This window comes from Acinetobacter sp. ANC 4204 (assembly GCF_002135205.1).
Classification (GTDB): Bacteria; Pseudomonadota; Gammaproteobacteria; order Pseudomonadales; family Moraxellaceae; genus Acinetobacter.
The window spans coordinates 314,273-336,904 of sequence record NZ_NEFZ01000003.1 but is presented as its reverse complement, the minus strand read 5'-3'; the positions used below and the strand labels follow the sequence as shown (position 1 = coordinate 336,904).

Genomic DNA, 22,632 nt, shown 5'->3' with positions numbered 1-22,632 from the left:
CCCGAACTCAGAAGTGAAACCTCTTAGCGCTGATGGTAGTGTGGCGTTTGCCATGTGAGAGTAAGTCATCGCCAGCTCATTATTCAAAAGCCCCCTAACGATTAAGTTAGGGGGCTTTTTTTATTATGTGGTTAGCGAAATATAGAGGAAAGAAGAAGAGATCAGAAACCATATAGTATAAAAAATTTATATTCATGCATGATCTAAAAGGATTATTCAAAAGTTAATGAATCTCCATGTGTCTCAATTCAAAGATCAATGTTTGAAAAACTTATAAGGCTCCTTTTAGGCTTTTTTGATGCTCTTTCACTTGTTTAGCATATTTTTTTCCTTGGCGTTTCATCTTCCAGCTTGAATGGTAGCCTGTTGGACCGACATTATAATAAGCCAAAGCTTTGGGCCAACTTTCTGCTTTTTGGTTGTAGTTGGAGAGAATGTACGTGCCACAATTAATATTATTAACTTCTTCAAATAAATCGCCAGGGCAAGTTTGTTGCCAATAGCGTGGGATAACTTGTGTTAAGCCAATAGCACCAGCAGGGGAAATAGCATAATTACGGTAACTAGACTCTTGTCTTATAACAGCCGCAATTAACAATGGATCGACATTATAACGATCAGCACTTTGCACAATCATTGGCGCAACACGCTGTGCTGTAGTTGCTTCAACAGCATATGCCTTTTGAATACCATTGGCTAATTTTGCTGAACGCTTTTCAACAGAACCACCACCGAGCGATGAACAGCCTGTAAATATTAAAGCTGTTGTTAAAATTAAAACAGATTTGGTTCTAATTTGAGATGTGGGGAGGGATCTTTGAAAATTCAACAAGCTGCATATCCGTTGGTTTTAGCATTTGAAATGATCATATTCATCAGGTAAAGCGCAGTCAACCCAGTGTGAGAGATGCTCTTTTATGGATTTGTTAAATTTGCCTTTTATTTAAGCGATATTTTCGATGTTAGGCAAACACGCTGATTTCTAATGCTCTTAGCATGATTCCATGACATGAAAGATAGATACAAATAGATTGTATTTAAATAGCCTAAGTAACCCGAATCATGGATAGTAAATAGGCTTGAAATAGAAGAGGACTAGAGCTATCAGTTGAGTTACCACACCAAACTCACAACTCTAGTCCTTATGTTCGATAGTACAGAATTATTTTGTGTAATTGATGATTTCTTCTTAAAATTTGAAGCCACTTACTGGAAATTTCTTAAAGAATGTCACCATTGTCTAAGAATTCGAACCGCTCAACTGAATATTTCAGAAATCATCTTCATTGCGATTTGGTATAAATGTTCTCATTTTAATAACTTCAAAGCATTTTTCTCATCGTTGAAACAAGACAAAAGCCATTTATTTAAAAGTTTACCCTGTTATCAGCGCATGATTCATTTAGTGAATACACATCAACTCGCTTTACATGCCTTGCATTTCGCTGTGATGAAAGATGATCAAAGTTCGTATTTATTGATTGATTCAACTACTTTGCCAGTCTGTAAAAATCAGCGTATTCAGCGACATAAATCCATATCATCAATTGCAACGCGTGGTAAAAGCTCAATGGGATGGTTCTTTGGTTGTAAGCTACATTTACTGATGAATCAATCAGGTGAGATTGCGAACTCAGTTTTATCTAATGGACATACAGCGGATATCAAAATGGTTAAACAGTTGGTAGAAGGATTAAAAGCAAAGCTTTATGCTGATCGTAGCTATATTAGTCATGAACTGAAAGCTAGGCTTAAAGAACAAGATATTGATTTAATTACATATCATCGTAAAAACATGCAGGCAGTTCAATTGTCAAAAGAAGATGAATATTATCTAAAGCAGCGCAACAAAATAGAAACGTTATTTAGTTTGCTCAAAGGGAAATATAATTTGGTAACAAGTAACGCGAGAAGTGTTGAAGGCTATTTAGCTGGTATTTATGCCTCTTTATGTGCTTACCAATTATGTCATCAAAACAAGCCAATCATTCGGGTTGTGGAATCATTGACTTAAACAGGATTCGGGTAGATTAAGAAAGCCGTTCTAAACTTTCAGACTGAGCAGAATGCAGACAAAGATATGGAATCACATGATCATGCATGAATATAAATTTTTTATACTATATGGTTTCTGATCTCTTCTTCTTTCCTCTATATTTCGCTAACCGCATAATAAAAAAAGCCCCCTAACTTAATCGTTAGGGGGCTTTTGAATAATGAGCTGGCGATGACTTACTCTCACATGGCAAACGCCACACTACCATCAGCGCTAAGAGGTTTCACTTCTGAGTTCGGGAAGGGATCAGGTGGTTCACTCTTGCTATTGTCGCCAGCACAACTGTTATGGACTTGTTCGGGTCTTATTTCAACTGTACTTACAGTCTATGCCTTACTTCGTTCCAAATAGAATGCATTAACAGGTATATTTGAGTTGGATATTCTACTTAGCTTTATAACTAAATCAAGGTATTTGCAGTGATTTGAACCACAACACCAACTGTTTGGGTGTTGTATAGTCAAGCCTCACGAGCAATTAGTATTGGTCAGCTTCACATATCACTATGCTTCCACATCCAACCTATCAACGTCGTAGTCTTCAACGGCTCTTTAGAGGACATAAAGTCCTAGGGAAATCTTATCTTGAGGTAGGCTTCCCGCTTAGATGCTTTCAGCGGTTATCCCTTCCGAACATAGCTACCCGGCGATGCGACTGGCGTCACAACCGGTACACCAGAGGTTCGTCCACTCTGGTCCTCTCGTACTAGGAGCAGATCCTCTCAAATTTCCAACGCCCACGGTAGATAGGGACCGAACTGTCTCACGACGTTCTAAACCCAGCTCGCGTACCTCTTTAAATGGCGAACAGCCATACCCTTGGGACCTGCTTCAGCCCCAGGATGAGATGAGCCGACATCGAGGTGCCAAACACCGCCGTCGATATGAACTCTTGGGCGGTATCAGCCTGTTATCCCCAGAGTACCTTTTATCCGTTGAGCGATGGCCCTTCCATACAGAACCACCGGATCACTAAGACCTACTTTCGTACCTGCTCGACTTGTGGGTCTCGCAGTTAAGCGCGCTTTTGCCTTTATACTCTACGCGTGATTTCCGACCACGCTGAGCGCACCTTCGTACTCCTCCGTTACTCTTTAGGAGGAGACCGCCCCAGTCAAACTACCCACCAGACATGGTCCTCGTCCCGGATTACGGGACAGAGTTAGAACCTCAATATTACCAGGGTGGTATTTCAAGATTGGCTCCACCGAAACTAGCGTCTCGGTTTCAAAGCCTCCCACCTATCCTACACAAGTAAGATCAAAGTTCAATGTCAAGCTGCAGTAAAGGTTCACGGGGTCTTTCCGTCTAGCCGCGGGTACACCGCATCTTCACGGCGAATTCGATTTCACTGAGCCTCTGCTGGAGACAGCGCCCCCATCATTATGCCATTCGTGCAGGTCGGAACTTACCCGACAAGGAATTTCGCTACCTTAGGACCGTTATAGTTACGGCCGCCGTTTACTGGGGCTTCGATCAAGAGCTTCGCTTACGCTAACCCCATCAATTAACCTTCCAGCACCGGGCAGGCATCACACCCTATACGTCCACTTTCGTGTTTGCAGAGTGCTATGTTTTTAATAAACAGTTGCAGGGGCCTGGTTTCTGTGGCTGCCAATAGCTCAAGGAGTAAATCCTATCACCGTCGGCAGCGTACCTTCTCCCGAAGTTACGGTACCATTTTGCCTAGTTCCTTCAGCAGAGTTCTCTCAAGCGCTTTGGTCTACTCGACCTGACCACCTGTGTCGGTTTCGGGTACGATTCCTATGTAACTGAAGCTTAGAGACTTTTCCTGGAAGCATGGTATCAGCCACTTCACTGTACAAGTACAGCTTGCTATCAGTTCTCAGCATAGAGTACCCCGGATTTGCCTAAGATACATGCCTACAACCTTCCACCTGGACAACCAACGCCAGGCTGACTTAACCTTCTCCGTCCTCTCATCGCATTACATAGAAGTATTGGAATATTAACCAATTTCCCATCGACTACGCCTCTCGGCCTCGCCTTAGGGGTCGACTCACCCAGCCCCGATTAACGTTGGACTGGAACCCTTGGTCTTTCAGCGAACGGGTTTTTCACCCGTTTTGTCGTTACTCACGTCAGCATTCGCACTTCTGATACCTCCAGCATACTTCTCAATACACCTTCATCGGCTTACAGAACGCTCCCCTACCACTTGCAATAAATTGCAAATCCGCAGCTTCGGCATATAGTTTTAGCCCCGTTACATCTTCCGCGCAGGCCGACTCGACTAGTGAGCTATTACGCTTTCTTTAAAGGGTGGCTGCTTCTAAGCCAACCTCCTAGCTGTCTATGCCTTCCCACATCGTTTCCCACTTAACTATAATTTTGGGGCCTTAGCTGGCGGTCTGGATTGTTTTCCTCTTGACTACGGACGTTAGCACCCGCAGTCTGTCTCCCGGATAGTACTCATTGGTATTCGGAGTTTGCATCGGTTTGGTAAGTCGGGATGACCCCCTAGCCGAAACAGTGCTCTACCCCCAATGGTATTCGTCCGAGGCGCTACCTAAATAGCTTTCGGGGAGAACCAGCTATCACCGAGTTTGATTAGCCTTTCACCCCTATCCACAAGTCATCCCCTGGCTTTTCAACGACAGTGGGTTCGGTCCTCCAGTTAGTGTTACCCAACCTTCAACCTGCTCATGGATAGATCACCCGGTTTCGGGTCTACACCCAGCAACTAAACGCCCTATTAAGACTCGATTTCTCTACGGCTCCCCTATGCGGTTAACCTTGCTACTGAATGTAAGTCGCTGACCCATTATACAAAAGGTACGCAGTCACCGAACAAGTCGGCTCCCACTGCTTGTATGCATGCGGTTTCAGGATCTATTTCACTCCCCTCACAGGGGTTCTTTTCGCCTTTCCCTCACGGTACTGGTTCACTATCGGTCAGTCAGGAGTATTTAGCCTTGGAGGATGGTCCCCCCATATTCAGACAAGGTTTCACGTGCCCCGCCCTACTCGACATCATCATATAAGCCCTTTCGTGTACAGGACTATCACCCACTATGGTTGCACTTCCCAGAGCATTCCACTAAAACTTATATGACTTAATGGGCTTTTCCCCGTTCGCTCGCCGCTACTGAGGGAATCTCAATTGATTTCTTTTCCTAAGGGTACTGAGATGTTTCACTTCCCCTCGTTCGCCTCGTATGACTATGTATTCATCATACGATACCTGCCTTATGACAGGTGGGTTTCCCCATTCAGAAATCTCCGGATCACAGGATATTTGCCGCCTCCCCGGAGCTTATCGCAGGCTATTACGTCTTTCTTCGCCTCTGACTGCCAAGGCATCCACCACATGCACTTAATTACTTGACTATACAACCCCAAACAGTCGATCGTTCCTACAAGTGAGAACGTTCAACATTACAGTTTGAAGTACTGTGCACTTAAGCACCGTACAGCTTCAATTCAATTCACATACCAAAACGCTTGATTCAGTTAATTTCGCTAGTAACTCATTTCTTCAATCTTCATCATCCAGTAATAAATCACTGTTAATGTCGATCTTAAAAACGAGTATGAACAAATTATTTCAACTCAAATATATTCTGTTAATGATTTTTCCAGCCTTCGTCAGGTCAGGAAACTGCGATAAATCACAGAAGTTAATAAGCTTTAACTTACTAATTTCTATAATCTATGGTGGAGACTAGGAGAGTCGAACTCCTGACCTCCTGCGTGCAAAGCAGGCGCTCTACCAACTAAGCTAAGTCCCCAGCTTATCAATAAGTCAATGTTTCTGTTTTCTGCATTCAGCATTTATTCAATACTTTGTTAGTCAGATTTGGTGGGTCTGACAAGACTTGAACTTGTGACCCCACGCTTATCAAGCGTGTGCTCTAACCAACTGAGCTACAGACCCTCAGATACATCGTCATGAAGAACAACTTGTTGTGGATTCTTACCAATCGTCAATCTTTCGTTAAGGAGGTGATCCAGCCGCAGGTTCCCCTACGGCTACCTTGTTACGACTTCACCCCAGTCATCGGCCACACCGTGGTAAGCGTCCTCCTTGCGGTTAGACTACCTACTTCTGGTGCAACAAACTCCCATGGTGTGACGGGCGGTGTGTACAAGGCCCGGGAACGTATTCACCGCGGCATTCTGATCCGCGATTACTAGCGATTCCGACTTCATGGAGTCGAGTTGCAGACTCCAATCCGGACTACGATCGGCTTTTTGAGATTAGCATCCTATCGCTAGGTAGCAACCCTTTGTACCGACCATTGTAGCACGTGTGTAGCCCTGGTCGTAAGGGCCATGATGACTTGACGTCGTCCCCGCCTTCCTCCAGTTTGTCACTGGCAGTATCCTTAAAGTTCCCACCCGAAGTGCTGGCAAATAAGGAAAAGGGTTGCGCTCGTTGCGGGACTTAACCCAACATCTCACGACACGAGCTGACGACAGCCATGCAGCACCTGTATGTAAGTTCCCGAAGGCACCAATCCATCTCTGGAAAGTTCTTACTATGTCAAGACCAGGTAAGGTTCTTCGCGTTGCATCGAATTAAACCACATGCTCCACCGCTTGTGCGGGCCCCCGTCAATTCATTTGAGTTTTAGTCTTGCGACCGTACTCCCCAGGCGGTCTACTTATCGCGTTAGCTGCGCCACTAAAGCCTCAAAGGCCCCAACGGCTAGTAGACATCGTTTACGGCATGGACTACCAGGGTATCTAATCCTGTTTGCTCCCCATGCTTTCGTACCTCAGCGTCAGTATTAGGCCAGATGGCTGCCTTCGCCATCGGTATTCCTCCAGATCTCTACGCATTTCACCGCTACACCTGGAATTCTACCATCCTCTCCCATACTCTAGCTTCCCAGTATCGAATGCAATTCCCAAGTTAAGCTCGGGGATTTCACATCCGACTTAAAAAGCCGCCTACGCACGCTTTACGCCCAGTAAATCCGATTAACGCTCGCACCCTCTGTATTACCGCGGCTGCTGGCACAGAGTTAGCCGGTGCTTATTCTGCGAGTAACGTCCACTATCCAAGAGTATTAATCTCGGTAGCCTCCTCCTCGCTTAAAGTGCTTTACAACCAAAAGGCCTTCTTCACACACGCGGCATGGCTGGATCAGGGTTCCCCCCATTGTCCAATATTCCCCACTGCTGCCTCCCGTAGGAGTCTGGGCCGTGTCTCAGTCCCAGTGTGGCGGATCATCCTCTCAGACCCGCTACAGATCGTCGCCTTGGTAGGCCTTTACCCCACCAACTAGCTAATCCGACTTAGGCTCATCTATTAGCGCAAGGTCCGAAGATCCCCTGCTTTCCCCCTTAGGGCGTATGCGGTATTAGCATCCCTTTCGAAATGTTGTCCCCCACTAATAGGCAGATTCCTAAGCATTACTCACCCGTCCGCCGCTAGGTTAGGTAGCAAGCTACCTCCCCCCGCTCGACTTGCATGTGTTAAGCCTGCCGCCAGCGTTCAATCTGAGCCATGATCAAACTCTTCAGTTAAAATCATTTAGTGACTTAAGGTCACAATTCTGGCTCATCAATTTTCTGACATTAATTTCTCAAATAAACTTCGAGTAATTTCTACCTTTCAATCAATGAAATATTTTCGATTGATCAACCAGTAAAAATCCACACAAGTTGTTCTTCTATTCTCTTAATGATCTTCTCAATGGTTCGTCACCATTAAGACCTCCGCCTCAAGTTATTAACTACATTGCGTTGGTGTGTTGCGTATTCTATATAGTTTTATTTATAACGCAAGCACATTTATATAAATGTTTCAAAAAAACCACCCGACTGGTTATTTTTAAATCAAAATATCTATTTTAGATTAAATTATGGACAATATCTGCAGTTTATCCACTATATAAATGCGCTATCTAAATAATAAAAACAGCTAATGCTGTTTTTTATTATTTAGTGAGTAGATTATTGTGCTTGTTCAGCTAACCAAGTCATAAACGCTTGGCGTTCAGATTTCGATGCACTTTTCCAAGTATTAATTAATTGCTGAGCATTGTTAGCACTTGGCAGATCTTTTGGTTTCACTACTTCAGCTTTTCCTACCACTGCTTGTGACGTATATATCGGTGCAGGCTGCGCAATCGTAGTTGCTTTTTGAGTGAGATCGGTTGGCGCATCATTAAATAAATTTTTCAGAATGCCATAGCTTTGCGTTTTACTGCCTTTTTGTTCGACCAATAATTGATTCTTGGCATCATATAAACCAAAAACGGGCTGTTTAGCATATGCCTTTGCATCATCATGGTTTTGTGGCGGATTGAGTAAAGCTAAACGATAGGTCTGCTGATCTTGTAGAATTGGAGTTTTAATGTTCACCACACCAGAGCGAACAATATCATGCGAACCAATGCCAGGATGCTCTTCAAAGAACTGGATATAACGAACACTGATAATGTTTTCGCCTGCATCAATACTATATGTACTGTCTGAACTAAATAAACGACTCTTGACCTCTTGCCCATTTAAACCTTCAATTTTAATTTCTTCAGGCGCGGTAATGGTTACTGCTGAAAATGCGGAAGTACTCAACATCAATACTACTGTTGCAAGGGTTGCACGTAAGGTCATTTTTACACTCTATCCGTTGTTTATTAAAGTTTAGTTGCACTATGCAGTGTATAAATGACAATTTTATGACAATTTCTGAGCCTAGAACCAACCTACAACTACAATATATATTGCTAAGCTTTTATATTTTAAAGATAAATACCCAAACAAAAAAAAAGAGCAGATCTACTCTGCTCTGTTTCATTTTAAAAACTAGCTATTAATTAAATGTTTTAAAGCGATCCGCTTCCGCCATAAATGTTTTCTCACCCGCAGGTGCTTCAATAGAACCAAAAACAAGTTGTGCACGCAATTTCCAATTACTAGGAATTTCAAAAAGCTCCGCGATTTCAGCATCTACGATTGGGTTGTAGTGCTGCAATGACGCACCAATGTTGTGTTCAGATAAAGCTGTCCATACAGCAAACTGAGCAATTGCAGAGGAATGTTCAGACCAAACGGGGAAGTTGTCTGCATAAAGTGCAAACTGTTCTTGTAATGATTTTACAACATCTTGATCTTCATAAAATAAAACCGTGCCATAGCCTGCTGAAAAACTATCAAGCTTTTTATTTGTCGCCTCAAACGCAGCTTCAGGAACAATTTTACGTAAAGTTTCACGTACGATATTCCAAAACTGTAAATGCGACTCACCAAATAAAGTCACAATACGGGAAGTCTGTGAGTTAAATGCCGATGGACTGTGATTTACAGCTTCCTTAATGAGTGACTCGATATTTGCTGGTGTTAAATCAACATTTTTACCAATTGCATAAATAGTGCGACGCTGTTTGATTTGGTCTAAAAATGACATGTTATTTTCCTCAATGATCTCTCGATCTCGTTATATGTGATTCGTATTTATCATAATCATTATTTTAAATTTGAACATGCTTAATTGAGCGACATAGTGTCTTAAAAATAGAACAATCTTAATTCGCTCATGACTTAAAACATAAATACTCGATTAGCTCAATCTCACCGTCAATCCACTAAGCATAAATCATAAAGCGTTCTTCATCTTTATGCTGTTCTTTTTCAGCGGGTTTTTCCTCTATCGAACCAAAGACCAATTGCGCACGTAACAGCCAATGTTTTGGAATCTCAAAAACTTTTAAAATGTCAGCGTCAATACTCGGGTTATAATGTTGTAATGACGCACCCAAACCCGCATCTGCTAAACATGTCCATACAGCATATTGGGCCATACCTGAAACTTGCTCAGACCAAACTGGAAATTCTGCCGCATCAAAAGGAATTTTCTTTTGTAACTGTTGGATGATCTGCTGATCTTCATAAAATAGAACTGTACCAAATCCTGCCGAGCATTGATCAACCTTCAGTTCTGCACCAGCAAAAATATGCGCAGGGACTAACTTGCGTTGCACTTCTTTTACGACATTCCAAAAGTGAAGATGCGCATCGCCCATTAAAATCACAATACAAGTACTTTGTGAATTATGTGCCGAAGGACAACTTCGCACGGCCTCTTGGATCAATTCAGCTAAATACACCTGACTTAAATGTACACGCTTCCCTAAAACATAAATACTACGGCGCTTTTTTAGTTGATCGATAAATATGGTTTGTTTTAGGTCTTCTTCGTGATTTTTTTTAAATTTTAAGTCTTTGGTTAAATCCTTTGTTAGAACTTGTCCAATTTTATGTAATAAAGCCATACCGTGTTCCCCAAAATGTACAGTGATGCCTATTGTGTTAGGCGTTAGTGTAATCGCAGGAGAATTACTTATATTTACTATGTGATTCCTAAATGTTTGTTTTTAAAACAAACAAATTGAATAAAAAAATAAACTCCGCATTTAGCGGAGTTTATGTGACTGATCTAACACTTTAAAAATAGTGTTGTTCAAGCTTATTTCTCTGTTTCAAACAAAGCAGCAACAAAGGATTTTGCAGAGAAAGGGCGTAAGTCGTCAATTTTCTCACCCACGCCAATGAAACGAATTGGAACATGCGTACGACTGGCAATATTAAACAGCACACCGCCTTTCGCAGTGCCGTCGAGTTTGGTAATCGTTAGACCTGTCAAGCCAACCGCCTCGTCAAACATTTCTACTTGATTAATCGCATTTTGACCTGTTCCTGCATCAACCACCAACATAACTTCATGTGGCGCAGTTGCATCAATTTTTTGCATGACACGTTTTACTTTGGTCAACTCTTGCATGAGATGACCTTTGTTATGTAAACGGCCTGCGGTATCTGCAATTAAAACATCAACCCCTTTGGCACGTGCACTTTCAAACGCATCGAAAATGACAGAAGCACTGTCAGCACCATGACCTTGTGCAACTACGGCAATATTATTGCGCTCGCCCCAAATTTGAAGCTGCTCGGTCGCTGCCGCACGGAAAGTATCTCCCGCAGCAAGCATCACCTTCTTGCCTTCACCTTGTAAACGTTTTGCCAATTTACCAATGGTTGTGGTTTTACCCACACCGTTTACACCCACCACCAAAATCACATAAGGCGTTTTGTTCGGATCAATATGTAAAGGTTTAACACGTGGTGCAAGTAAAGTCACCAACTCTTCCTGAAGTGCTTTATACAATGAATGCGAATAAATTAAATCACCACGTGCAGTACGTTCAGTTAAGTTGGTAATGATGGTTTTCGTTGCATCAACACCAATGTCTGCAACTAAAAGTTGCTCTTCAACTTCTTCAAGCAGTTCATCATCAATCTCCTTACCTCCGATCAAAATATTGACCATACCATCAGCAAGGTTTTTACGGGTTTTGGTTAACCCTTCTTTCATACGGCTAAAGAAACCGCCTTTTGCAGATGCCTCTGCTTCTTCTGAGCTTGTTTCAGCAACCACAACTGGACTAACAACTGTTTGCTCTTTTGTTTCAACGATTGGCACATTGACCACAGGTAAACTTGGTAATGTGACATCGTCATCCCCGATATCAGCATCAATCAAAAATTTGTTCTGCTCATTAGATTGCTGTTGCATGCCGAATCCTTGAAAAGCACTGCGTTAAAAAAGACGGATTCTACCATAAAAGATAGGCTTTCGCTTAGTAACAATACTTTATGTAAACACTTAACAAATCAATACTTCTGGTGCTTGATCTACTTCGCATTTTTCTTAAGAATGGTTATTTATTGAAATGCTTTCACTTCAACCTGAGCCCCAATTTTATATGCATCACTTATTAGTCACGCATTCTTATAAAAAAAATTTAGTTGCACTGGGTTTAACTCTACTTTGTTTACCTATAACAAGCTATGCACAAATACGTAGTGAGCTTACTCGCAGCAGTTTTGAAACTACTTTAAGCAATGGCTTACAGGTGATTATCCGTGAAGATCACCGCTCCCCAATGGTCATGACCCAAATTTGGTACAAAGTCGGTAGTACTGATGAGTCAGGAAATACAACAGGTATCTCTCATGTACTAGAACATATGATGTTTAAAGGAACATCTAAAGTGCCGAACGACGAATTCAGTCGCTTGAGTCGTATCTATGGTGGCAGTGTCAATGCGGCCACATTTACCAACTACACCAATTACTACCAGCTTTATCCAAAAACATACTTCCCCATGGCTTTAGAGCTAGAAGCCGATCGCATGAACAATCTTCTGCTACGCCAACAAGACTTTGACCCTGAAATTAAAGTAGTGATGGAAGAACGACGCCTACGTACCGATGACAACCCACGTTCACTCGCGTTCGAACGTTTCAAATGGATTTCTTACCCAACTAGCCATTATCGTCAACCCGTCATCGGACACATGAAACACTTGCAAAATATCACTCTAGATGATGTTAAACAGTGGTATCAAAAATGGTATAGCCCCAATAATGCGATCTTGGTGATCGTGGGTGATGTCAATGCAGAATCCGCCCTTAGACAAGTTCAAAAATACTTTGGCGATATCAAAAGTCAGCCTACACCTGTACGCAATGATGTGACTGAGTTTGAAAACATTGGCTACCGTCACATGGAACAGTATAGCAATGTTGAAGTGCCCAATTTATATATGGCTTGGAATGTCAAATCGCTTGCAACAACAACCAATTCAGAAGACGTTTACGCACTCACACTCATTCGCAGCTTATTAGATAGCGGAGTCAGTTCCAGGTTGCAACAGCGCCTTGTTCGTGACAAAAAGCTGGCTACCGCACTCAGCGTGAGCTATGACGCCTATAACCGTGGTGATAGTTTATTCACCATCTCAGCACTACCTGTAAATGGCGTAACACTGCCCGAACTACAAAAAGCCATAGAGCAAGAAATTGACCTACTCAAAACAGAACTTGTTAATCCTAAAGAATTAGAACGTATTAGCACACGCTTTGTTGCCAATCTTATTTATGGCCAAGATGACATAGTCGGGCAAGCCAAACTGATCGGAAATTTAGCGGTAAACGGTATTGATTACCGCATAATGGATCAACTTCCACAGCGTTATGAGGCCATCACGCCAGAAGACATTCAACGAGTCAGCCAAACGTCTTTTATAAAAAATAACTTAAGCACCTTATACCTCCAACCAGAAACTCAGGCAGAAAAATGATGGAGAATAATATGTCAAAGTCTAAGCTTTTATTTCTTGCATTGTCTGCCCTTTGTACGACCAATGTAATTGCGGAAATCAATACAAATCCTATAACCAATGATGATCCAAATTCATTACAGTCTATTTCGTCATTACAAAGCCTAAAACAAGTCAAAACAGCTGAACTCTACACAGCGCCGCATGTCCATGAACTAAAAAATAAATACAAAGTTCGAAGTTTATTCGTCGAATCACCAGCCCTTCCAATGGTAGATATTCAACTCACCTTTAATGCAGGTTCTGCACGGGATATAGAAGTCGAAAAAGGACTTTATGGCGTAGCAAATATGGCGGCGCAGTTGATGGATGAAGGTACAACTCAGCATGATGCTGTAGAGATCGCCAACGCCTTTGAACACGTCGGTGCACGTTTTAGTATGGCTGCACATCGAGACATGTTTGTGGTTCGACTGCGTTCTCTATCTGATCCAAAGAAGCTTGATGCAGCTGTCAACACCATGCTTGAAGTCCTAAAAGATTCCACCTTCAAAAACAACAGTATTCACTTAATGGTGAGTAATACTCAAGTAGGACAAAAACAACTCAAAGAAAGCCCAAGTCGTTTGATGAGTATTCGCTTTTACCGTGCATTATATGGTTCGCACCCCTATGCAGAACCGATTACTGGTACCAATGGCAGCATTAAAAAAATTAGTACACAACATTTAAAAAAGTTTCGTGATGAATTCTTGGTCAGCAAAAATATGAACATAGCCCTTACAGGCCAACTCAGCGTAAAACAAGCCCAAAAACTGGCTGAACGAATCAGTGCCGCACTTCCGCAAGGAGAAACTGTAAAAACACTTGCCGTTCCACAAGACAAATCAGACTTTGATATTCAACATATTGTATTTAATTCAGCACAAGCTCACGTCACGATGGGACACCTCTCCACCACACGTGATGACCCTGACCGCCTAGCACTCGAACTGGCTAACCGCATGTTTGGTGGTGGCGGATTTAATTCAGTCTTAATGAAAGAACTTCGCGTCAAACGAGGCTATACCTATAGTGCAAACAGTAGTTTTACATTTAGCCAGGCCGCTGGGAGCTTTAACTTGAGCTATTCAACCCAACAAGATCAGCTGATGGACAGTATCCAAGTAGCGCATAAAGCACTGGTCGACTTTGTTCACCAACCCATCGACGCACAGCAACTCGAAGAAACCAAAGCTGGTATGTTACGTAGCTTACCCAATAGCTTTAGTAGTAATGCCAATATCAATGCCCAACTGGGTTCTATGGGTTTTTATCATCAAAATATTAACTATTTGTCTGACTATCCGAAACGTCTCGCCGAGATTAGCCCAACAGATGTTCAAAATGCGATACGTAAACACTTGCACCCTGAAAAGCTTACCTTAGTTATTGTAAGTAAGAGCTTAGACAAAGTTCAACTTAGACATATTTTAGAGCTAAATCTTGATCCCAATATCAAGCAAAGCATACCTCATCCTGATCAGATTCCTGCAATTATTGAACCTCTGGAGCCAATGCCGGAAGCTGCTTTGCCCGACTCTGCTCAAACTGATGAGCCTGCATTAATCTAAAATAATCAATATAAGTAATGCGGGTTTCCTGAATAAGGCTTTGCGCCATCTCTTGAGTTTCTGGGAAAACAGCTTGATGCGACAAACGACTGACATTTTCAAATTGGGTTGGAGAAATAGGTCGAGACAAAGCGAAGCTAGATATCATCAGAATGACCAGAATGATCAATAACATGAGACCATTATAGATTTGTACCAGTGTAATCTGTGTTTTTAGTTTAAAAATTTTTTGGATCGCAATATGCATAACCTACCTCTAGTTGAACTAGTGTAAGTAGCGAATTGCAGAATCACAAGTTGAAATGCTGAAAAATATCCCCATTAATGGTTAAAGAGAACATAATTTCAGCAAGTCATCTTGTTTCCAAACATGAAGCTTAGCTAACAATGCTACGAATCACTGCGAAATAAAGGACCAAGGCAATCACAACCAATGCAATGACAATGGCGAAAGCCCCTACGCCATTTTCTGCATCAGAAGGATGAGCTGGGTCATCATCGGCAATTCGTACCAGTTCGCCATTGTAGGTTTCATAAAAATCAACCCGTTGATTTTCATCAAGCTGTCTTGTGAAATCGTATACTCTTTTACGCTGTGCCAAACAAAAATCCCCGAGATGAATTTCTTGATGGAAAACTGCTTCATCTAATTGTGTGCGGTGATACTGTGCCAATGCGACAATTTGCGAAACAGTTGGAGGCATATCAAATTCAAAACCGTCTAATGTCTTTGTCATGTTATTCTCCTTATAAATTACAGTTTCCTGTTTTATTATCATATTCAATCTTTTGACTGTTCATTGTTTAATCATGTAAACTGTAATATATAAAGTATAAGTGACAATATATTTGACAATTCAAGCAATTTGTAATAAATATTTAACATTAGCGTGATATTTATATCTAAAGGTAAAAATACCTTTAAGTGATCATAATTAGAATAAGGAGCTTAATATGATTCAACAAATCTCTCATCATGACCTAGAACATGCGTATGCGGATGCAGTAAACACCATTCAATCACAAATGAACTTTGTCGAAGCGGTACAACAGTTAGAAAGCGTTGCTCGTGCTGGTCACGGTAAAGCTGCCCTATTTTTAGCTGAGCTTTATTACCAAGGTTTCCGCGTAGAACGCGACTCGCTTAAAGCACAATATTGGCAACAACTTGCCACCATGAAAGCATAATAAAACGTCACTTAGGTGGCGTTTTTTTTTAACCTAACATTTTGAAATGACATATTTATTTACATAGTAATGCAAAGCTTACACTGAACTTTCATCTTATTTATTTAAAATGGGCTCATGTTTCTTACACGACATAAGGCTATGTACAAAATTTTGAAACTACAACCTATTTCAAATCATTTATATTTAAAAATTAATATTTTAAGAGGCATGATGTACTGCGGTATCCTATGGGGACTTTACCACCCCGAACAAGAAGGTTGGGCGATGACTTCGGATCATGATGACTATGTTTTCCCTTTCTGGCTCAATGGCTTACATGCACACCAATATGCTCAACTTCACTGGCCAAACTATGTGCCTAAAAAAATCACCCCGCATGATTTTCAAAGCGCTTTACTTCCAACACTTTCACGTTTAAACGTAACACCCGCACTATGTAATGGTACAAAACGTATTAAACTCAGTACGTCTCAAATGCGTCACTTTTTCTTTAATGACAGTATTTTATTGCCAGCTTAGTTCTGATCCTAAAAGATAAACACAGAGAAGTTGTTTATCTTGTTGGCAGAAATGACTGCAAAGTATTTGCTTTTTTTAAAATTCGCGTTAATTTAAATATAAAACAATAACCACAACAAAAGGATATATCCTATGACCAATGTCGCTCAAGTCTTACATGATAAAGTACATAAAGATATTTTCACCATTAGCCCTGATGCTACAGTATTTGAAGCAATTTCACTTATGGCAGATAAAGGTATTGGTGCGGTTGTGGTCACTTATGAACAACAAGTGGTTGGTATATTGTCTGAACGCGATTACATGCGCAAAGTCATGTTGATGGAACGTAGTTCAAAACAAACTACCGTCAAAGAAATTATGACAGCAAAAGTGCTGACCGTCACAACCTCTGTAACTGTCGAAGAATGCTTAGATCTTATGACTGACCGTCATTTACGTCATTTGCCTGTGGTTGAAGAAGGTATCTTAATCGGCTTTATTTCTATTGGAGATTTGGTTAAAGCCGCGATGGATGACCAAAAGAAACTGATTGACCAACTCCAGCAATATATTTCAGGTTAGCTCTAAGTTTTATATTGGGAAAATACTATAAAACAATAATTTAAAATAAAAAATCCCTGCGTTAAGCAGGGATTTTTTATACAAACCTATCAGCTTTAACTCAATTTAAGCCCAATTTAGCTGCAACATAGTCTGCATCTTTGTCACCACGACCAGAAATATTGACCACAATTTTTAAATCTTTACTGAGTTTTGGCGCTTCACGAAGTACCCATGCCACTGCATGTGAACTTTCAAGTGCAGGAACAATCCCTTCAACACGAGACAAGCGCATAAATGCATCTAGACATTCTTGATCAGTTGCAGTGGTGTATTCGACACGACCTAAATCTTTCAGCAGACTATGCTGTGGACCAACACCAGGATAGTCGAGACCTGAAGCGATGGAATGTACTGGTAACGGTTCACCCTGCTCATCTTCAAGGACATAACATGCCATACCATGAATTTGACTTGGCTTCCCTAAAGTTAAGGTTGCTGAGTGCATATCGGTATCCAAACCATGACCAGCAGGCTCTACACCAATCAATTTCACATCTGCATCGTTTAAAAATGCTGTGAAAGCTCCAATAGCATTCGAGCCACCACCCACGCACGCGACTACATAATCAGGGTTTGAACCAAAACGCTCATGCGTTTGCTCTTTAATTTCTTTACCAATAATCGACTGGAAATCACGTACCATCATTGGAAATGGATGCGGTCCTACAACAGAGCCAATAGCATAAATATAATTGGTTGGGTCTTTTAAATACTCTTCAAAAGCACTATCTACTGCATCTTTGAGTGTTGCAGTACCACGTGTTACTGAAATAAGTGTTGCACCGAGAATTTTCATCTTGACGACATTGGGATGTTCTTTTTCAATATCGACCTGCCCCATGTGGATTTCACATGGAATACCGACCAAAGCACAGGCTGTTGCTAGTGCAACGCCGTGTTGTCCTGCACCTGTTTCTGCAATAACTTTGGTTTTACCCATATATTTTGCAAGTAGCGCTTCACCCAAACAGTGATTAATTTTATGTGCGCCTGTGTGGTTTAAGTCTTCACGTTTGAGGTAAATCTGTGCCCCACCCAACTGTTCAGATAAGCGTTTCGCATAAAACAAAGGACTTGGACGACCAACATAGTGCGAAAAAAGATCAGCAAGCTCGGTTTGGAATGCCAAAGTTTCACGGATTTTTGTGTAGGCAACATTAATCTCATCCATTGCCTCTTTCAAATGTGGAGGAATAAACTGTCCACCATAAGCCCCAAAAAAGCCCTCTGTGTTGGGCAAAGCAATACCGTTTATTTGATGATCCATTTGACGATCCTATTTTTTAAATTTGCTTTATATCAGTCAGTTAGCGAGCTAAATACTTAGTCATATCCTCAACGCCTTTTAAAGTCATTGGGTACATATGATCTTCAAAAATTTGCTTAATTAAACCAATCGTATGGGTGTAATGCCAATAACGATCTTCTTCTGGATTTAACCATGCAGTTTTCTCAAAATGATTGCGTAGGCGGTGTAGCCAAACACTTCCTGCCTCATCATTCATGTACTCAACCGAACCACCAACTGAATTGAGCTCATAGGGTGCCATTGAAGCATCTCCCACCACAATCACACGATAGTCGCGTCCATAAGTATTGAATAAATCCCATGTATTCATGCGCGTAGTAGAACGGCGAACATTATCTTTCCACACATAGTCATATAAACAGTTATGGAAATAGAAATATTCTAAAGTTTTAAACTCAGTTTTCGCTGCACTAAAAAGTTTCTCGCATTGAGCAATGTGTGAATCCATCGACCCACCCACATCAAATAACATTAAAACTTTAATACGATTACGGCGCTCAGGTACAAGTTGCACATCAAGTATGCCTTGCTTCGCCGTTTCACGAATCGTGCCGTTAATGTCCAACTCTTCAGCAGCCCCTTGTCTCGCAAACTTGCGCAAACGTCGCAGTGCCATTTGCATTTGACGAGTACCGAGAATCTGCTCATCATCCAAGTTCTGATATTTGCGTTGTTCCCAAACTTTTACAGCAGAACGTTTACGTCCCGGCCCGCCAATACGCACCCCTTCAGGATGATCACCATAAGCACCAAAAGGAGAGGTTCCTCCCGTGCCAATCATTTTGTTTCCACCCTGATGTTTTTTATGCTGTTCCCGTAGACGTTCTTCCAGCATTTTCATCAGTTCTTCTAATGAACCCGCTTTTTTTAACTCTTCACGCTGCTCTGGAGTTAAATGTTTTTCTAAGAGTTCTAAATCAAACCAATCTTTAGGGAGCTGTTGGACTTTATTGAGTAAATCATCCAAATCAAAAGTTGAAATGCCATCAAAATAGTCCTTCATGCCTCGGTCAAATTTATCAAAGAAGCGTTCATCCTTCACCATAATGGTTTTGGCGAGTTGATAAAATTCGTCTTGATCGGCAAAGACTAAACCTGAAGCTACAGCTTCATTCAGATCAATTAGTTCACGTGTTGAGACAGGAACACCGTATTTACGTAAGGTATAAAACAAGCGCACAAACATGCGTGTTTCTCCTTTAACGACGCGACATAAAAGCTAAACGTTCAAGCAACTGCACATCTTGTTCGTTTTTAATGAGCGCACCATACAAAGGCGGAATTGCTTTGGATTTGTCATGATTACGCAATACATCTTCTGGCATGTCATCTGCCATCAGCAAGCTTAACCAGTCAATCAACTCAGAGGTTGATGGTGGTTTTTTTAGACCCGGAACTTGACGTAATTTAAAGAAAATTTGCAAAGCCTCATTGACCAAAGCCGTTGAAACTTGCGGGAAATGTACATCAATAATTTCACGCATGGTCGCTTCGTCTGGAAATTCAATATAGTGAAAAAAACAACGGCGCAAAAATGCATCTGGTAGTTCTTTTTCATTATTTGAAGTAATAATCACAATTGGACGTTGTGATGCTGTAATAGTTTCGCCCGTCTCATATACATAAAAAGACATCTTGTCCAATTCATGCAATAGGTCATTTGGAAACTCAATATCTGCCTTATCAATTTCATCAATCAATAAAACACAGCGTTCTTCACTGGTGAACGCTTCCCACAATTTACCCGGTTTAATATAGTTTTTAATGTCATAAACACGGTCGTCACCCAATTGGCTATCACGCAAACGCGAAACCGCATCATATTCATATAAACCTTGCTGAGCTTTTGTGGTTGACTTGATGTGCCAAGTCAATAATTTTAAGCCTAAGCTTTCAGCCACTTGTTCTGCCAGTAAAGTTTTACCCGTACCAGGCTCACCTTTAACCAATAAAGGCTTTTGTAAGCTACGTGCAGCTTTTACAGCAAGTTTTAAACTATCGGTAGCGATGTACTGATCCGTACCCGTAAATTGTTGCGTTTCAACAGACATGATTAAACCTTATTTTTTTATTAATTACAGTGGTGAATGAGGGTTACTGACAACTACTTTGGTTTTATTTGCCACATATTTTGACCAAAAGAAACCGATCACAAGCCCCACACCCATGACAAACAGAATCAATGACAAATTAGACCAAATGAGTGGTGAGTCTTTAGTTAACACACCAAATAACAAACCAAAAATGGCAGGTGCAATTGCTGCATTAGGACCTTCAGAAACTGTTGGTGTCAATAAGATGGCAAAGATCATCATCCATGTAATGCCACCCAACAGCTTAGGCAGGCGTGTGGCAATGGAATACCAACACCACAAAATCAGCAGACTGCCTAAAAGATATACTGTGACAGCGATGCTGTCTTCAGGAATTGAATCAAGTATTGAAAGAAAACTATCCACTGTACAACTCCTGAATTATACTTTATGCGCCACGGAGGCCTTCTGGCTCTACTGCGTTCGGATTAATCAATCCTTCTGGAGGCATTTGTAAAAAGAAGCCTTGAGTTTGGATTGAGTCCATGACATGCAATACATTTACACGTGCTAATTTACGTGCTTCACTCAATTCAAGATCCATCACAAAACTTGCGCGACCAAATGCACCACGAACAGCTTCAGGCAAAACATTCAATGGGCTAAACGATTCAACTGCTTGATCAGCTTCAGTTGGACGAGCAATATAAAGATACATTTCATCTTTTTTACTCGATTTATAAATAGAACATTGCATATCTAAAACAGCACTCAAATAACTCAAGCCACAGGATACATCAAATAAAAGCAACTGACATTAGTCATGATTAACGCATCAGTCGTGATTTTGTATAAATATCTAAACTTGAGACCAATTGACTAATTATTAATCCATGACTTTCATTTGGGTAGAAAGATAACTTTCATCACGGCGCAATAGTTGAATCAAAGGCTGAGTCAATAGTTCATAACGCCAGCCCAATAAGTAGTCAGGCAAATCTTGTTCATCATTATGAAAAACCACATGCTGATGTAAGGCATTCATCCACTTTTTGCGCATCAGCACTTCTTTAGGAATCGTGGTCTCATCCACGACATTTTGAATTAAGTGATCAATTTTTTCACCAACATCTTTTGAGGAATGTCGAATTGGTCGTGCCATGCGTAGTGGCCAATCCGCTTGCTCAGGTAAAAACTTCACCAGATCTAAAATGGTTTTACCATGTTCTCTCACAATGTTTGGACGTATATCTTTAACGCCTGATAACTGGAAAGCATTTTTCGGATTCTTCTCAACCAGATCAATCATGGTTGCGTTCTTTAAAATAAAACTACGTGGCGTATTAAGTGCTTTTACCATCTGTTCACGCCATACTGCCAACTGTTGCAACTGCATTAACTGACGACGTGAATGTCGATAGTTACCAATATCTTGATAGAGTAAATGCAAAGGTGTTTCTGTCGCAATTTCTTGCGTTAGATGCTGACAGTCCTCGAGAGCAAAGTTGAGGAGTGACTTTGAATTTAGTTCTTGTTTAACTTTTTCTGAAAGATTCATCAAATACAGCACGTCATTTGCAGCATAGCTGAGTTGTGCAGGGCTGAGTGGGCGTGCCAACCAATTCGAACGGGTCTCCCCTTTATCAATGTCGACATCCAACATTTGCTTCAATGCATTTTGATAGCTAACCTGTAAGCCATGTCCTAAAAACGACATGCCAACTTGAGTATCAAATACGTTGTTTAAGGTTTTATGCTGCGCATAATGATAAATCAGGTCGATATCTTCACTACAGGCATGAAAGACATTTTGCTGTGCGCGAAAAAGTTTATTCCAAAATTCAGTTAAATCGAGTGTTGTCCCATCGAGTAAATAAATATCATTTGCGACATTGATTTGGAATACACCCAACTTTGGCCATAAGGTGTCGACTTTTATGAATTCTGTATCGAGTCCATAGACTGCGTTACGATCCATTTTTTCTAAGACTGGAATAAGGTCTTGTTGATGCTGAATAAATTGAAACATATCCTACTGCGTCTAATGCTAGATGCTCTTTTGGGTTATCTTACCTGAATAAGATCATTTAGCTATCAAGATTTCTATTGGTTTTTTAATTATTTGCCGTTTTTTGTGATTTTTTTATACAACCAAACTCAAATTAATATTTTTTTATCTTACTAAAGCATTTTTCGTATCAAAATAAAAA

At 41.1% G+C, this 22,632-nt stretch carries 18 protein-coding genes, 2 tRNA genes and 3 rRNA genes; 6 read left to right on the top strand and 17 right to left on the bottom strand.

The features are described from left to right. Window positions 1-271: 271 nt before the first annotated feature. A complete protein-coding gene (locus tag B9T36_RS09195) occupies window positions 272-832 on the bottom strand; it encodes a lytic transglycosylase domain-containing protein (protein ID WP_086209182.1) in 561 nt (186 codons plus the stop codon). Window positions 833-1,144: 312 nt separating this feature from the next. On the opposite strand from B9T36_RS09195, the gene B9T36_RS09190 reads away from it, so the two are divergent. After that, a complete protein-coding gene (locus B9T36_RS09190) occupies window positions 1,145-2,014 on the top strand; it encodes an IS982 family transposase (RefSeq protein WP_139841356.1) in 870 nt (289 codons plus the stop codon). A gap of 205 nt (window positions 2,015-2,219) precedes the next feature. Here the strand turns inward: B9T36_RS09190 and rrf are convergent. The 9 genes from rrf to ftsY form a co-directional block, all read right to left on the bottom strand. Continuing rightward, window positions 2,220-2,334 (bottom strand): 5S ribosomal RNA (gene rrf / locus B9T36_RS09185). A gap of 178 nt (window positions 2,335-2,512) precedes the next feature. After that, window positions 2,513-5,406: ribosomal RNA gene (locus B9T36_RS09180) — 23S ribosomal RNA — on the bottom strand. A gap of 325 nt (window positions 5,407-5,731) precedes the next feature. Further along, a tRNA-Ala gene (locus B9T36_RS09175) sits at window positions 5,732-5,807 on the bottom strand. Window positions 5,808-5,876: 69 nt separating this feature from the next. Continuing rightward, window positions 5,877-5,953, bottom strand: a tRNA-Ile gene (locus tag B9T36_RS09170). Window positions 5,954-6,014: 61 nt separating this feature from the next. Then, window positions 6,015-7,551: ribosomal RNA gene (locus tag B9T36_RS09165) — 16S ribosomal RNA — on the bottom strand. The 16S, 23S and 5S rRNA genes sit together here with 2 tRNA genes alongside, the layout of an rRNA operon. A gap of 429 nt (window positions 7,552-7,980) precedes the next feature. Continuing rightward, window positions 7,981-8,643 carry a DUF2057 family protein gene (locus B9T36_RS09160; protein ID WP_086209180.1) on the bottom strand — a complete coding sequence of 221 codons (663 nt, stop codon included), beginning with the start codon at window positions 8,641-8,643 and terminating at the stop codon, window positions 7,981-7,983. Between the two features lie 199 nt (window positions 8,644-8,842). Next, window positions 8,843-9,436, bottom strand: a complete 594-nt coding sequence (locus B9T36_RS09155) for a nitroreductase family protein (RefSeq protein WP_086209179.1) — start codon at window positions 9,434-9,436, stop codon at window positions 8,843-8,845. 178 nt (window positions 9,437-9,614) lie between these two features. After that, a complete protein-coding gene (locus tag B9T36_RS09150) occupies window positions 9,615-10,301 on the bottom strand; it encodes a nitroreductase family protein (RefSeq protein WP_086209178.1) in 687 nt (228 codons plus the stop codon). Window positions 10,302-10,495: 194 nt separating this feature from the next. Then, window positions 10,496-11,602, bottom strand: coding sequence for a signal recognition particle-docking protein FtsY (ftsY, locus tag B9T36_RS09145; RefSeq protein ID WP_086209177.1), 1,107 nt, complete (start codon window positions 11,600-11,602; stop codon window positions 10,496-10,498). A gap of 190 nt (window positions 11,603-11,792) precedes the next feature. Here ftsY and B9T36_RS09140 point away from each other — a divergent pair, with 190 nt between their 5' ends. Continuing rightward, entirely contained in the window at window positions 11,793-13,172 is a 1,380-nt protein-coding gene (locus B9T36_RS09140) for a M16 family metallopeptidase (protein WP_086209198.1), read from the top strand. 11 nt (window positions 13,173-13,183) lie between these two features. Beyond that, window positions 13,184-14,764, top strand: coding sequence for a M16 family metallopeptidase (locus B9T36_RS09135; protein WP_228146989.1), 1,581 nt, complete (start codon window positions 13,184-13,186; stop codon window positions 14,762-14,764). Window positions 14,765-15,141: 377 nt separating this feature from the next. Here the strand turns inward: B9T36_RS09135 and B9T36_RS09125 are convergent, their stop codons facing one another. Next, the gene (locus B9T36_RS09125; protein WP_086209174.1) at window positions 15,142-15,501 is read right to left on the bottom strand and encodes a hypothetical protein; all 360 of its coding nucleotides are present in this window, start codon (window positions 15,499-15,501) and stop codon (window positions 15,142-15,144) included. Window positions 15,502-15,718: 217 nt separating this feature from the next. Between B9T36_RS09125 and B9T36_RS09120 the strand changes: the two genes are divergently transcribed. The 3 genes from B9T36_RS09120 to B9T36_RS09110 all read left to right on the top strand — a co-directional run bounded on the left by B9T36_RS09120 (window position 15,719) and on the right by B9T36_RS09110 (window position 17,038). Continuing rightward, the gene (locus B9T36_RS09120; protein ID WP_004697075.1) at window positions 15,719-15,952 is read left to right on the top strand and encodes a hypothetical protein; all 234 of its coding nucleotides are present in this window, start codon (window positions 15,719-15,721) and stop codon (window positions 15,950-15,952) included. A gap of 141 nt (window positions 15,953-16,093) precedes the next feature. Continuing rightward, window positions 16,094-16,474, top strand: a complete 381-nt coding sequence (locus B9T36_RS09115) for a DUF2750 domain-containing protein (RefSeq protein WP_086209173.1) — start codon at window positions 16,094-16,096, stop codon at window positions 16,472-16,474. A 132-nt stretch (window positions 16,475-16,606) separates the two neighbouring features. Next, the gene (locus tag B9T36_RS09110; RefSeq protein ID WP_086209172.1) at window positions 16,607-17,038 is read left to right on the top strand and encodes a CBS domain-containing protein; all 432 of its coding nucleotides are present in this window, start codon (window positions 16,607-16,609) and stop codon (window positions 17,036-17,038) included. Window positions 17,039-17,138: 100 nt separating this feature from the next. Here the strand turns inward: B9T36_RS09110 and trpB are convergent, their stop codons facing one another. The 6 genes from trpB to B9T36_RS09080 form a co-directional block, all read right to left on the bottom strand. After that, complete coding sequence (trpB, locus tag B9T36_RS09105) at window positions 17,139-18,347, bottom strand: tryptophan synthase subunit beta (RefSeq protein WP_086209171.1); 1,209 nt, start codon at window positions 18,345-18,347, stop codon at window positions 17,139-17,141. A gap of 40 nt (window positions 18,348-18,387) precedes the next feature. Then, complete coding sequence (locus B9T36_RS09100; RefSeq protein ID WP_086209170.1) at window positions 18,388-19,575, bottom strand: vWA domain-containing protein; 1,188 nt, start codon at window positions 19,573-19,575, stop codon at window positions 18,388-18,390. A gap of 13 nt (window positions 19,576-19,588) precedes the next feature. Continuing rightward, a complete protein-coding gene (locus tag B9T36_RS09095; RefSeq protein WP_058869668.1) occupies window positions 19,589-20,440 on the bottom strand; it encodes an AAA family ATPase in 852 nt (283 codons plus the stop codon). A gap of 24 nt (window positions 20,441-20,464) precedes the next feature. Next, complete coding sequence (locus B9T36_RS09090; protein WP_086209169.1) at window positions 20,465-20,848, bottom strand: hypothetical protein; 384 nt, start codon at window positions 20,846-20,848, stop codon at window positions 20,465-20,467. A gap of 22 nt (window positions 20,849-20,870) precedes the next feature. Then, window positions 20,871-21,179 carry a YcgL domain-containing protein gene (locus B9T36_RS09085; RefSeq protein ID WP_086209168.1) on the bottom strand — a complete coding sequence of 103 codons (309 nt, stop codon included), beginning with the start codon at window positions 21,177-21,179 and terminating at the stop codon, window positions 20,871-20,873. A gap of 129 nt (window positions 21,180-21,308) precedes the next feature. After that, window positions 21,309-22,451 (bottom strand): ribonuclease D, encoded by a 1,143-nt coding sequence (locus B9T36_RS09080; RefSeq protein WP_086209167.1) that lies wholly within the window; start codon window positions 22,449-22,451, stop codon window positions 21,309-21,311. Window positions 22,452-22,632 lie beyond the last annotated feature (181 nt).